This window comes from Paraciimarium castrense LEGE 11436 (assembly GCF_056633055.1).
On record NZ_JBSJOW010000004.1, the window covers coordinates 47,911 to 60,936 of the forward strand.

The window sequence follows — 13,026 nt, forward strand, 5'->3', positions numbered from 1 at the left end:
AAGTCAATCGAGCCTGTGCAGGCCAGGGCCTGGTGGAATCCTTCTTCGCAGGACGGCAGATGCCCAGATGGAGGGAACCGCTGGACCATCAAGGGGTTGTCGTCGCTGTGGGCTCCCGCCGGTCGATGACATGCACGACGCTGAGGCGATGGGCTGAGGAGCCGTTGACCTTGCTGCCGCTGAGATCGCGCCAATGAAGGCGAATCTCCTTGAAATCCTTGAGTTCTTGGAAATCCTTAGAACTGCCTTGCCCTTGAGAAAGGGTGAAATCAAACTTTATCACCCTGGGGTGTGATCAACTCCGCCCGATGTCTGGCGCGGGTGAGAGCGGTGTACAGCAGGCGGTCGCTGGGGCGCCCTGTTTCTGGCATCAGGATCCACACCTCCTCGGCTTCGCTGCCCTGGGCTTTGTGCACCGTGAGGGCCAGGGCCGGCTGCAGCGTCGGCAGCTGGGCCGGGTGGAGCCAGAGGTGCTCGCCGCCGCCCACGCCGAACAGCAGGCGCGGCTCCTGCCCCTGCTCCCCTCCCGCGAGGATCCCCACATCGCCGTTGGCCAGCCCCAGCTCGAGCAGGTTGTGCTGGCAGAGCACCGGTGTTCCCAGCGGCCACTGCTGCACCGGTTGCTCCAGGAGCTCGCCCAGCAGGGCCCGGTGGATCGCCTCCACCCCCCAACGTCCGCGGCGTACGGGGGTGAGCACCAGCAGGGCATCGAGCTGGGCCAGCAGCCGCGCCTCGGCCTGCTGGTCCCCGGGCCGGGTGCTGTCGCTCAGCCGGCGCAGCTCCTGCTGCTGCCGCTGCAGCCGCTCCAGCAGTTCACCCGGCAGCCGCCGCGGCGAGGCCTGTCGCCAGGCCAGGTTGTCGCCGGGCTGCAGCTGGCGCAGCTGGGGCATCAGATGGCGCCAGTCGCCTGATCCCTGCGGCGCCGCGTCCACCGGCTTGGGGCCAGGGCTGGGCCGCAGGCTGGCCGCCGCAGTGGCGATGGCGCCGCCGTTGCGGTAGGTGGTGCGCAGCTCCACAGCTGCGGCGCCCAGGGCCTGCCGCCTGTCGGCACGCTGCAGCTCCAGCAGCACCGGCCCGGGGCCCACCGGCGCCAGCTGGGCGCCATCCCCCACCAGCACCAGGCTGGCCTGGGCCGGCAGCGCCTCCAGCACCGCCTGCATCAGGGCCAGGTCCACCATCGACACCTCATCGATCACGAGCAGATCCAGCTCCAGCGGGTGCTGGCGGTTGCGCCCGAAGCGCTCCCCCTGGCTCTCCAACAGGCGGTGCAGGGTGGTGCAGGGCACCAACTCGGTGCGGGCCAGGCTGGCCCGCAGCCGGGCCGCGGCCTTGCCGGTGGGTGCCGCCAGGTGGATGCGGGCAGCGGGGTCCCGCTGACGCACGGCCTCCAGCATTCCCCCCACGGTGCTGGTTTTGCCGGTGCCCGGCCCCCCTTCCAGCAGCACGAGCTGGTGGTTCAGCACCGCCGCCACCGCCCGCCGCTGGTCGGCATCGAGCCGGCCCGCCGCAGGGATGGCCCCAACCTCTTCCGGGGCGGTGACGGCCCGGGCCCGCTGGATCAGGGCCTCCAGCACCTGCTGGCGCTGGGCATGCCAGCGCCGCCACAACAGCCGATCGCCTTCCAGCACGAGGGGGCCCCAGGGGTCGCTGGCCAGGGGCGAGGCCGCCACCGCCCGGCGCTGCTCCGGATCGGCCAGCACCAGCTCCAGCTGACCCTCCGCCAGGGCGCCGGTGAGGGCCGCCATCACGGCGTCCAGCTGCGGATTGCTCTGACAGCCATGCAGCCGGGGCAGGGCCTCCTGGAGCGAGGCGGCCAGGGCGCCAAGCCAGGCCGGCCGCGGGTTGCCAGCGGGGTCGGGCAGGGCGGCGGGGGAGCTGGTCATGGCGCCCCCTCCAGCACCCGATCCAGGGCCAGCAGGCGCTCCAGGGGCGGGGTCTCCACCGCCAGCCCTGGCAGCAGCACGGCCTTGGCGGCCTGCCGCTGCGCCCGCTGCGTCGGCCCCGGCACGCCCCGCAGGAACACGTAGGCATAGCCGCCCAGGTGGCAGGCAGGGTCGTAGCCGGGCAGGCGCCAGCGCAGGTAGCGGTGCAGGGCCACCAGATAGAGGTGGGCCTGCAGCGGGTAGTGGTTCGCGGCCATCAGGGCGGCCAGGGCATCAGGTCCGTAGTGGCAGGGACCGCAGGCCAGGGGCTGGCCATCCCCATCCCGCTCGCCCAGCCAGTTGCTCTTCCAGTCGAGCACCCACCAGCGCTCGCCCTGGCGGAACACCAGGTCGATCGAGCCCGTCAGGAAGCCGCGGCTGTGCACGTCCAGCAGGGCCAGCCGGTCGGCGTAGTCGGCACCGAAAGGACCGCCAGGGTGGTCGAGGAACGGCCGGGCCAGGGCCTGGGCCCGCACCAGGCCGAGGGGCAGATCGAAGCCCATCTCGTTCAGCCGCTCCGTCTGGGGCAGCTGGGCCAGCTGGAAGGCACCCAGGGGGCCCCCCAGGGGGCTCAACCGCAGCTGATCCAGCCCAGTGAGCAGGCACTCCAGGTGGCTGGCGGCGATGCCGCTGCGCTGCAGCTCCCTGCCCACCAGCTCGGCCTGGACCGCGGCGGGTTGCTGGTAGTCGAGCTGCTCCAGGATGCGGTGCAGGCAATCGCCTGCCTGGGAGCCGCGGGGGAAGTCCGCCAGGGGGCTCTCGGCTGGCCACGGTGCTTCTGGCTTTCCGGACGGCTCGCCGGCCAGGGAGGCGCTCAGCGGCTCGGGCAGCTCGGGCTCCCGGGCGATGTCATCGGTTTCCCGCCCCTCCTCCAGGGTCTGGGGGGCGGCGGCGTGGCTGCCCCGGGTCCAGCTGGTGTAGCTGCTGCGGCCCCAGGTGCGATCGAGGGGGTGGCTGGGCACTGGCCCCACGGCCAGCATCGGGCCCACCGCAGCCGCTGGAGCCACCGGCACGGGCGCGCCGGGATCGGGAAGGTCGCGCAGCCGCAGCGGCAGAGTCCGCCGGGCGATCTCCTGGTCGAGGCGCTGGCGCAGTTCCTGGTCGGAAGGGTCGGTGTAGGGGTCGTCGCCCGGCCCGGGTGGGGGCTCCTGGCTGAACAGCCAGCCATGCAGGGGGTTGCCCTGCTGCTGCTTCACCGCACCCCAGGCCAGCAGCAGGCGTCGCCGGGCCCTGGTGCAGGCCACGTAGGCCCGCCGCTCCGCCTCCTGCAGTTCGGCCTCGCCGTGCTGCAGCCAGGCCTGAGCGCCCCGGCCCCAGTGGGCGTTCAGGTGCAGGTCGAGCAGCGGGGCGGGGTGGTCCGGCGGCTGCCAGCGCAGGCCCGGGTCCGGGGGGCGGCGGCTGGGGGCCTTCCACAGGTAGGGGCAGAGCACCACGGGGTATTCGAGGCCCTTGCTGCGGTGGATCGTCACCACCCACACGGCCCCATCCTCCACGTCGCTGTGGGGCTGGTGGGTCTCGGGGGGATCGGGGTCAGGCTCCAGGCGCCGCTGCCGCAGCCAGTCGGCGGCGGCGGCCGGCCCGAGCTGGCGGCTGTGCAGCTGCTCCTGCACCAGGGCGGCGCACTGCTGCAGATCGGCCAGCAGCCTGCCGCCCGGGGCGAGCCGGGCCAGGCCCGGGGCGTCGAGCAAGGCGGCCAGTACCCCCATCAGGCCGCGGCGCTGCAGCTGCTCGGTGCCGCTGGCCAGCTGGGCGGCGAGGGCGCTCCACCGCTCCGGGGTGGCTGCAGCCAGCTCCGCCGCACTCCAGCCCAGCAGCGGCGAGGCGGCCAGCAGCCGCAGCCGGCGGGGATGGCCGGGGTGGGCGAGGGCATCGAGCAGGCGCTGCAGGGCTGTGGCCCCCGGGCTGCTGAACACATCGCCGTCCATCACCAGGCGGCTGGCGATCCGGCAGCGCTCCAGGGCTGCCCGCAGCTGCTCGGCCTGGCGGTGGGTGTTCACCAGCAGGCAGATGTCCTGGGGGACCTCGCCGCCAGCGATCAGCTCCACCACCACCTGGGCCACCTGGCCGGGCAGGCGTTTCTCCAGCTCCGTGCTGCTCTGGGGGGCCTCGCCGGCACCCTCGCCACTGGCCAGCCACAACAGCTCCAGGCTGCTGGCCGGCCCCTGGTCCCCTAAGGCCGCCTGACCAGGCCGGGGCTCCACTTCGGGCACCTCCAGTCCGGAGCGCCGCAGGCCCGGTGCCATCAGGCCGTTGAGGGCCTCGATCAGGGGTCCGGTGGCGCGGTAGTTGGTGGTGAGGGCGCTGATGCCCCCACTGGTTTCAGCCGCAGCGGCCGCAAGCCTGTAGGTGGCCAGCTCGCCGCCGCGGAAGCGGTAGATCGCCTGCTTGGGATCGCCCACCAGCACCAGCCGGTGCCGCTCGGGACTGAAGGCCCGCGACAGGATCCGCCACTGGATCGGATCGGTGTCCTGGAACTCGTCGATCAGGGCGGCGGCGTAGCGCTCCGCCACGGCCTCCAGCAGGGGGGAGGGGGCGTGGGAATCCGCGCCGGGATCGAGGCTCTCCAGCAGCTGGCCGTAGCCCATGCGGCCACTGCGCTGGCGCCGCCGGGCCAGCTCGCGGCGGCCCCAGTGGCAGGCATGCAGCAGCAGCGCCTCCGCCGGACCATCCAGCAAGGCTGCCACGGCCTCCATCAGGGGCCGCTCCGGCAGGCTTGGCTCCCGGCCGCCGGGGTCTGACGGGTCGGCCTCGATCGGTCTGGCCCGCTTCAGGAAGGCGCCGGGGTGGAAGTACTCGTTGAGTTCCTTCTGGGCCAGGCAGGCGGCGTGGTCGCCGCCGTCCGGTTGGCCCGCGATCCAGCCGCTCACGATGGCGCAGCGGTCCTTTCTGGGGCGCGGCGCGTAGGGAGTGATCGTGCTGAACCCCCTGGAGCGCCAGTCGGCCGCCGTGCTGCAGAGACTGGCTTCCAGGGCCTGGCTGTGCCGGGCCCAGAGGTCGCAGAAGGTGGTCCAGCTGCTCCCCCAGAGGTCCACCAGCTGGGCCGTCAGGGGCTGGTGGGCCTCCATCCCAACGGGCAGGGGGTCGAGGGCGAGGGCGGGATCGCCATCCAGCCGCGCCAGCAGCTGCACCAGGGTGTCGGGGCCCTTGAGCCGGCTCTGCACCCCTGCCAGCAGATGGGCAGGCAGGGCCAGCACCTGCTGGCGCCAGTAGTCGTGGCACACCTGCCGCAGCAGGGGAGCGGAATCGGTGTCGAGCTGCAGCTTGGGCGGATGGCCCCCCTCAAGGGCGTGGCGCTCCAGGGTGCGCAGGCAGAAGCCGTGGATGGTGGTGATGTCGGCACCATCGAGGTCCTCGAGGGCCAGCAGCAGGGGGGGCCGCAGTGCTTCGGTGCGCGGCCCGGCCCAGGCGAGCCAGTCCACCAGGGTGGGATCGAGATCCGCCCAAGGCCCGGCGCCCCTGTCTTCCATGGCCTCTTGCCCAGCTCCCGCCCCGGCCTCCAGCGCGGCAAGGGCCTGCTGCAGGCGACGACAGATCCGATCGCGCAACTCGGCGGCGGCGGCGTTGGTGAAGGTCACCACCAGCAGCTGGCTCAGGGGCAGCCCTTCCTCGCTCACGAGGCGCAGCACCAGATGGGCCAGGGAGAAGGTTTTACCGGTGCCGGCGCTGGCCTCCAGCAGCCTCAGCCCCGGCGTCAGCGGAAAGCGGTTGGCCTCGAACACAGCCTTCATGCCAGCCGCTCCCGCAGCGGAGCGAGCAGCTCGGCGGCCAGCTCCCGCACCGGGTTCTGCTCCAGCAGCACCACCCCCGGCAGCTCAGCCCCGAAACAGAGGGCCTGCTCGGGCTCCAGCCGCTCACCAGCCAGCTGGAAGCCCCCCTCCCAGCAGCTGATCGCGGCGCTGTCGCCTTTCTGCAGCAAGGCCCAGCCCGTCTCCGGCGGCACCGGCCAGCAGCGCTGCCGCCACTGCTGGCGCAGGGCGGCCAGGCGCTCCAGTTCGGCCCGGGCGCCTGCTGCATCGGGGGCCCGCAGCTCCAGCTCCTTCCCGAATCCCTTGCTGCCGCGGGCCACCAGCACGGCCCCGCTGGGCTGCTGGTCGGCGGCGGCGGCCAGCAGCAGCCGCAGCCACAGCTCCAGCCGCTGGCGGCTGCGGGCCCGGGCGGTGTGCACGAGCACCACGGAGCTGCCGCGCCAGGGCAGCTCCTGCTGCCAGCACTGCCAGCTGGCCAACCGCTGCTGCGCCGGTCCCAGGGCCTCCAGGGCTGCGCTGAGGTCGCGCCAGCGCCGCGCCAGGCCCTCCGCCTCCAGTTGTCCTCCTGCCATGGGCGGCAGCAGGCCGCGCCCCCGCTGGGCCTCAAGCCAGCTGCCGGCCTCAGCCAGGGGATCATCCGCCGGATCGGCCGGCCAGGCCTCGCCCCGGCCCAGGGCCTGGCGCAGCAGGGAGGAGCGCTGGCGCTCGTCCAGGCCGGCGGCGTCCAGATCCTCGATGGCCTCGCTCCACTCCTTCGGTTGCAGGCCGAGCGACTCCAGCCAGCTCCCCTGGGGTTGCACCAACCAGTGGCGCAGGTCCTCGTAGGGGCTGATGGGCGAGGCGCTAGGCGCGTTGCTGTCCGGGGCGGCCGTGGCCGCCAGGGGATGCAGCGGGGGGGGCTGCGGCTGATCCAGAAGCCGCCGAGCCGCCAGCCGGCGGCGGTCGCAGCTGGCCGGCGGTCCCTCCGCCGTCGGTAGGAAATTGGCCCGCTCGAGGGGGTTGGCGCGATGCTCCTGCACCAGCCCTGAAGAGGCCTCGGCGGGGCTGAGGGCACTCTGGAGCCAGGAGATCCACTGGCTCAACGGGGTGGCGGGCTGCAGTGGCTCCCCCTTGCGCTCGTCGCGGCAGTTCCAGGTGATCAGCAGGTGGTCGCGCGCCGAGAGCAGGGCCTCCAGCAGGGCGTAGCGATCCTGATCCGCCGGGCTGGGATCGCCCAGCTGCCGCCGCTGCTCCAGGTGGTGAAAGCCAGGCCGCCGGCTCTGCCGCGGAAAGCTGCCCCCATCCAGGCCCATCAGCACGATCACCCGGTGGGGAATCGCCCGCATCGGCTCCAGGGCACTGATCGTGAGTGCCCCGCTGCGGTGGCCGAACCGGCCGGCCTCCTCGGCCAGCCGCTCCTCCAGCACCGCCGCCACCACGGGAGCCGCGAGTTGCAGGTCACAGCCGGCGGCGGCCCGCTGCCAGTCGTCGATGGCGGCGAGCAACGGCGGCAGCTCCCAGGCCGCTTCGCCTGCGTCGCCGAACAGATCCTCCAGGCCGGCCTGCAGGCTCCTGGCCCAGGCGCCACAGCTGCGAGGCCGCCGCCACCGCTCCAGCCAGTGGCGCAGGCGGCCCAGCAGATGCAGCCAGCGCCCCAGCAGCTCCAGGCTGGTGCCAGCGGCAAATGGCGCCGTCTCGGCCGGGGCCAGGCCGGGCGTCTCGGGCAGCACCAGCCCCAGCAGCAGCCGATCGATCGCCCAGCTGAGGCTGCCGCAGGCCTCGCCGCCCCGCTCGGTGCCATCCAGTCCCCAGCGGAACCCCAGCCGCTGCAGGTTGCGGTGCAGGTCGGCCGTCTCCTCGGCGCTGAGCTGGAAGCGCTGCCCCAGGGCCGGGCTCTCCAGCAGGGCCTGCAGCGAGGAGGCGGTGAGCCTCTCCCCCGCCTGGCGCAACAGGGCCAGCAGGCTGGGGCCCAGACCGGCCTGGCCCTGCTGGCTGCGATCGGTGAGTCGCCAGTCGAGCGCCACCCCGGTGGCCTCGCGGTCGCCGAACACCGAGGCCACCAGGGGGGCGAAGTCATCCACCTGGGGTGTCATCACCAGCACGTCCCGGGGCTGCAGGCTGGGGTCGTCATGCAGCAGCTGCAGGATGCGGTCCCGCACCAGCTCCAGCTGGCGCAGCCGTCCCGGACAGGCGTGGAATTCCAGCGAGCGATCCCCCCTGGCGCGCTCCAGCTTGGTGCTGCTGGCGGGATCGACCAGCTGGCGCTGCAGCTGCCGCAGCAGCGGTGTCAGCTGCCCCGGGCCGGTGGGGCCGGTAGCGGAGGCCAGGCTGGTGGGATCGAGGAACAGGTCCCCCTGCTGGCTCGCCCCCAGCTGGCTCTGGCCCGTGCCCTCCAGCAGCTGCTGAAACTCCGCCCCCAGCCGCCCGAAGCGGGCCTCCAGCCCTCCCGCCTGCTCAAGCCAGTCCGCCCCGAGCGGCTGGCGCAGCGCCACGGCATCGCTGAGCAGGGAGCGGCGGCTGCTGCAGTGCTGCCAGAGGTCGGGGCAGGGGGTGAGCAGGTACAGCTCCACCGCCATGCGGCCACTGAGCGCGTGCAGCAGCTCCACCTGCACCGGGGCCATGCTGCTGAGGCCGAACAGGCGCAGGCGGGCGGGCAGCCCGGGGCAGGCGTCCGGGTGCCGCTGCAGCCGTTCCACGGCCTCCCGTACCCGCAGCCCGAAGGGCTTCACCCCCAGCTTCTGGCGCAGCTGCCGCACCAGCAGGGCCTGCCAGTCGCTGCCCTCATCCAACCCCTCCCACCACTGCCCCAGCAGGTCGGGGCGGTAGAGGGCGTAGTCGTCGAGGGCATCGGCGATGCAGCGGCCCAGCTGCCACTGGGCCAGCCCCAGCTCCCGGCCGGATCCAGTCCGCTGCTGCAACCAGTCGCGCAGGGGGGCGGCGGCGGGCTCGTCCACCAGGGCCGGCAGCAGCTCCAGCACCGGCCACACCAGATCGCCGGCCCGCCAGGGATCGCGCTCGCCGCCTTCCCCGCCCAGCACGGCCTCGAGAAGCCGGCGCAGCAGGCTGCCCGGGAAGGGGTAGCGGATGTTGGCGGCGATGCCCCCCAGCTCCACCGCCAGTTGCTCGCCCAGCCAGCGGCTGGTGGGCCAGGTGTTCACCACCACCTGCACGGTCTCCAGCGGCGGCGGCGGCGTCTCGCGAAGTTGCACGGCCAGCAGGCTGGCCAGGGTTTCGGCCCGGTTGCTGCGGAAGACGGTGAGCACGGCCTGCGCCCGGCTCAGGCCGGAGCGGCCAGGCGGGAGGGAGACGCCGGCGCGGGGGCGATGGGCTGTGGCACGGGATCCATGAACCAGGGACGGTCGCCGGCCACGCTGCGGCTGGCCCTGGTTTCGGGGCAATAGGCGGAGAGGCGTCCGCCGTAGCAGGCGCCGGTGTCGATCAGCACGATCTGGCCGCGGTTCTTGCGCCGCACGGCCTTGCCGGGGGTGTGGGCCACGATCACATCGCCGAAGCGGCCGTCATAGGTGTCCCAGAACGACTGCCGCACCGTGAGCGAGGGCTCCCAGCTCCCGGGATCGAAGCCGGCGTGGGTGGCCACCCAGCCTTCACCCCGGTAGATCAGGGGCAGGGCCTCAAGCCGCTCCAGCCAGAGGCGGCAGCGGCGATCCCCCAGCTGCCGGTAGGTGTCGCAGGCGGCCAGGACCTCGCGGGCGCTCGGGCCCCGCAGCTTCAGGGCCCGCACCAGGCTGGCCTCATGGTTGCCCTGGAGCCACACGGCGCGACCGCAGCAGACCAGCCCCCAGGCCAGTTCCATGCTGCGCTCGATCTGGGGGCCCCGGTTGATCACATCGCCGCAGAGCACGAGCCGGTCGCGCGCCGGCAGGAGATCGACCAGCCGTTGCAGGGCGTCGGCGCAGCCATGAACGTCCCCGATCACCCAGTGGCGGGAGGGAACGGCGGGGGGCGTCATCAGGAGGTCTGCGTTGGTGCCAGTCTGGCCCCTGGCCGCCCAACCTGTCAGCAGTCGCTGCGAAAGCAGATGGCTCCAGGGCTTGGCCCTCAACTCCCGGACAGCACTGGTACGGTTCGCCTCACCTGCCACCGGGAGCCATGGAGTTGCAGTCGTTGACGGTGCTGCAGAGGGTGCGGGCCCTGGTGAAGGCCCTCAACGGCGCCCGCCGCACCAACGAGGCCCTGGCCCGCTGCAGCAATGGCGAGGAGATGCTCGATGTGCTGCTCAACGCCTCCGCCAAGCTCGGCCTGGGCCTCAGCCGCGAGCAGCTGCGCGACACGCCGCCGATCCGAGACTGGGTGTGGTGGAAGAACAAGGAGGCCCTGCTCACCATCGGCGACAACAAGCCCCGCTATCAGCAGGACGGAGGCCAGGGACGGGCCAGGCCTGAGCCTGCCTCCAGCCCGGCAGAGCAGGATCAGGCCGCGCCGCCCGAACGCAAGCGCTTTCTCGGACTGTTCTGAACCGGCTCAGGCCAGGCTGGCCAGGGGATCGGCGATGGTGCTGCTGGGGCCCTCGAACTGGCCCACCAGCACGAACTCCAGGCGCAGCTTCAGGAAGGTGATGAACTTCTCGTCGGTGGAGACCACCGCCGCAGCGGGCCTGGGCACAGTGCTGGTGCTGGCGGCGAGCTCCGGGGCCTCCAGAAAGGCCGGCCGACGCACCAGCCAGAAATCGATCGCCTTGCCCTGTTCGCCGTAGTGGCGCACTCGCTCGCGCAGCACCTCCTCCAGGGGCTCCTCCACCGTGAGGAACGACTCGCTGGCGGCAACGAAGTGATAGGTGCTCATGGCTGCAGGCTGCCGAACAGGGGATCGCGGCGCGGATTCTGAACCAGCGCCTTCATCTCGCGCACGGCCTGGCTCAGCCCCACGGCCAGGGCCCTGGCCACGATGCTGTGGCCGATGTTCAGCTCCTCCATGCCCTCGATTCCCGCCACCGGCTCCACGTTCTGGTAGTTGAGGCCATGGCCGGCGTTCAGCCTCAAGCCCAGGCTGCGGGCGATGAAGCTGGCCTCGCAGAGCCGGGCCAGCTCCCTGGGTTGCTCACTCCAGGCGGCATCCGCATAGGCCCCGGTGTGCAGTTCCACCCAGCGGGCGCCGCAGGCCCGGCTGGCCTCCAGCTGCTGCGCCACGGGATCCACGAACAGGCTCACGCCGATGCCCTCCTGCTGCAGACGGCCCACGAGATCCGCCAGCGCAGCGCCCTGGCCAGCCACGTCGAGGCCCCCCTCGGTCGTCACCTCCTCGCGCTTCTCGGGCACCAGGGTCACCATGTCGGGGCGCAGGCGCAGCGCCACGGCGGCCATCTCGGCGGTGGCTGCCATCTCCAGGTTGAGGCGACTGCGCACGGTCTGGCGCAGCAGCTCCACGTCACGGTCTTGGATGTGGCGGCGGTCTTCGCGCAGGTGCACGGTGATCCCATCGGCGCCACCCAGCTCGGCCAGCAGGGCATAGGTGACCGGATCGGGCTCCACCGTGCGCCGGGCCTGGCGCACGCTGGCGATGTGATCGATGTTGACGCCGAGGCTGGCCATGGCAGCGGATAGGGGCCCTTGGGATCCTATGGAGCAGCCCTGGGGCGATCGCGCTGCCCCGATGGGCCGCAGGGTCAACTGCCCGCCCGGGCGGCGACAAGCGGAAGTGAGTCCGTAACTTGCCTGGATGATCTCGACCCAGGAGCGAGCGGCGACGATGGCCCGACCGGAGGCTGAATCCGAGGGCCCGGGCCGACCCGGAAGTGCTGCTGCGGAGCGCCCCCCGCTTGCGGGGCTCTCGCGGGAGCGCAGCGTGTGCCGCGGCATCAGCCCCTGGCTGGCCCCGGTGGCGATGCTGGCCACCCAGGATCTGGCCCTGCCCCTGTGGTTCCGCTCCATCACGGTGCGGGGCCAGCAATTCCTGCCCGTCCACGGCCCGGTGTTGCTGGCCCCCACCCACAAGGCCCGCTGGGATGCCCTGCTGCTGCCCCATGCGGCGGGTCGCCGGGTCAGCGGACGCGACTGCCGTTTCATGGTGACCGTGGATGAGATGCAGGGCCTGCAGGGCTGGTTTCTGCAGCGGCTGGGCTGCTTTGCTGTGAACCAGCTGCGGCCTTCCCTGGCCAGCCTGCGCTACGCCGTGGAACTGCTCGAGGCCGGCGAACAGCTGGTGGTGTTTCCGGAGGGGCGCATCCGCCGGGAGCCCGCCGTGCCCCGTCTGCAGCAGGGGCTGGCGCGTCTGGCTCTGCTGGCGGCCAGTAAGGGCGTGCAGGTTCCGGTGGTGCCCGTGGGCATTGCCTACAGCCACAGCCTGGCCCTCCCCTGTGCCCGCGCAGCGCTTCACCTGGGTGCGCCGATGCAGATCCAGGGCGAGGGCCGGGAGGCGGCGAAGGTCTTCACGGCCCAGCTCGCCGCTGCCATGACGGTTCTCGAAAGCCAGGCGGCCGAGAGCATCGGCCTGCCATCGCTGCCGGGATCCTGCCCCGGGGTGCTCCAGGACGGCGGCCCAGAGCCATCCGGTGCTCCAGACCAGTCCCCTTAGAGTTTCGCCACCATGACACCCTTTGCCGTGCATAGGCTCCACCGCCGTCTGTGCGGAACTGCGCTGGCCCTCACGGCCGTGCTCGCGCCCCTCGCGGCGACTCCGGTCCTGGCCCAGCAAGAGCCTGAGCGCACCCTGGCCGGGACCCAGAGCCCGATCAGTCTGGATGCCGTGCGGCGTCTGCTGGCCCAGGGAGACGCTGCCGCCGCCAGCGGCAATCTCGCCGAGGCCCGCCGCAACTACGACCTCGCCCGCGACTACTGTCGCCGCCTGCTGGGGTTCTACCGCGATCTGAGCGGCTCTTTCCGGGGCCTCGACGCCCGCATCCCGAGGGAGATGGACCAGAAGGGCAGGGAGGCCCTGGAACTGATGGCCCAGACCAACCTGCGGCTGGCGGCCCTGTTCCGCCGGCAGAACGAGCCCGAAGTGGCCGTGCCCCTGCTGGTGGAGGTGGTCAAGGTGATGACCCCCACCACCGAGGAGGGCCGCAAGGCCTACCAGATGCTTCTGGAGATCGGCTTCGCCACCACGCCCTACACGGCCGGCCAGGCGGCGGCGACCAACTGAGCCGGACAACCCCCTAGATTCCCGCCGTTGCGAGGCCTGCTCCATGGTGCAACCTGACGAGGTCAAGGCCGCCATCCAGCGCGCCATGCCCGATGCCCAGATCGCGGTGGAGGATCTCACCGGCGGTGGTGACCACCTCCAGGTGACCGTGGTGTCCACGGCCTTCACGGGCCTCACCAGGATCCGCCAGCATCAACTCGTGTATGGCGCCCTGCGCCAGGAACTGGCCAGCGAGGCGATTCATGCCCTCGCCCTGCAAACTTCAACCCCTAGCTGATTCC

Annotated in this window: 11 protein-coding genes; 4 read left to right on the forward strand and 7 right to left on the reverse strand. The window is 72.4% G+C overall.

Translation table 11 applies throughout. The features are described from left to right. Positions 1–88: 88 nt before the first annotated feature. The 5 genes from ACWJIO_RS07520 to ACWJIO_RS07540 are packed head-to-tail and all read right to left on the reverse strand — an operon-like array spanning position 89 to position 9,617. Complete coding sequence (locus ACWJIO_RS07520; RefSeq protein ID WP_480312507.1) at positions 89–283, reverse strand: hypothetical protein; 195 nt, start codon at positions 281–283, stop codon at positions 89–91. Continuing rightward, entirely contained in the window at positions 270–1,883 is a 1,614-nt protein-coding gene (locus ACWJIO_RS07525; RefSeq protein WP_480312508.1) for an ATP-dependent DNA helicase, read from the reverse strand. Before ACWJIO_RS07525 ends, ACWJIO_RS07520 begins: the two co-directional genes overlap by 14 nt. Then, complete coding sequence (locus ACWJIO_RS07530; RefSeq protein WP_480312510.1) at positions 1,880–5,650, reverse strand: UvrD-helicase domain-containing protein; 3,771 nt, start codon at positions 5,648–5,650, stop codon at positions 1,880–1,882. Before ACWJIO_RS07530 ends, ACWJIO_RS07525 begins: the two co-directional genes overlap by 4 nt. Then, positions 5,647–8,910: an exodeoxyribonuclease V subunit gamma gene (locus ACWJIO_RS07535; RefSeq protein WP_480312511.1), complete on the reverse strand. Its 3,264-nt coding sequence runs from the start codon at positions 8,908–8,910 to the stop codon at positions 5,647–5,649. Before ACWJIO_RS07535 ends, ACWJIO_RS07530 begins: the two co-directional genes overlap by 4 nt. 14 nt (positions 8,911–8,924) lie before the next feature. Beyond that, complete coding sequence (locus ACWJIO_RS07540) at positions 8,925–9,617, reverse strand: metallophosphoesterase (RefSeq protein ID WP_480312512.1); 693 nt, start codon at positions 9,615–9,617, stop codon at positions 8,925–8,927. Between the two features lie 140 nt (positions 9,618–9,757). On the opposite strand from ACWJIO_RS07540, the gene ACWJIO_RS07545 reads away from it, so the two are divergent. Then, the gene (locus ACWJIO_RS07545) at positions 9,758–10,123 is read left to right on the forward strand and encodes a hypothetical protein (RefSeq protein ID WP_480312514.1); all 366 of its coding nucleotides are present in this window, start codon (positions 9,758–9,760) and stop codon (positions 10,121–10,123) included. A 6-nt stretch (positions 10,124–10,129) separates the two neighbouring features. Here ACWJIO_RS07545 and ACWJIO_RS07550 read toward each other — a convergent pair whose 3' ends face one another. Then, positions 10,130–10,450, reverse strand: a complete 321-nt coding sequence (locus ACWJIO_RS07550; RefSeq protein ID WP_186696876.1) for an MgPME-cyclase complex family protein — start codon at positions 10,448–10,450, stop codon at positions 10,130–10,132. After that, complete coding sequence (locus ACWJIO_RS07555; protein ID WP_480312517.1) at positions 10,447–11,196, reverse strand: pyridoxine 5'-phosphate synthase; 750 nt, start codon at positions 11,194–11,196, stop codon at positions 10,447–10,449. The genes ACWJIO_RS07550 and ACWJIO_RS07555 overlap by 4 nt, the downstream gene beginning before the upstream one ends. A 157-nt stretch (positions 11,197–11,353) precedes the next feature. On the opposite strand from ACWJIO_RS07555, the gene ACWJIO_RS07560 reads away from it, so the two are divergent. The 3 genes from ACWJIO_RS07560 to ACWJIO_RS07570 are packed head-to-tail and all read left to right on the forward strand — an operon-like array spanning position 11,354 to position 13,022. Continuing rightward, positions 11,354–12,178 (forward strand): lysophospholipid acyltransferase family protein, encoded by an 825-nt coding sequence (locus tag ACWJIO_RS07560; protein ID WP_480312519.1) that lies wholly within the window; start codon positions 11,354–11,356, stop codon positions 12,176–12,178. A gap of 12 nt (positions 12,179–12,190) precedes the next feature. After that, positions 12,191–12,745, forward strand: coding sequence for a hypothetical protein (locus ACWJIO_RS07565; protein ID WP_186696874.1), 555 nt, complete (start codon positions 12,191–12,193; stop codon positions 12,743–12,745). Positions 12,746–12,788: 43 nt separating this feature from the next. Next, entirely contained in the window at positions 12,789–13,022 is a 234-nt protein-coding gene (locus ACWJIO_RS07570; RefSeq protein WP_186696873.1) for a BolA family protein, read from the forward strand. Positions 13,023–13,026: the final 4 nt, after the last annotated feature.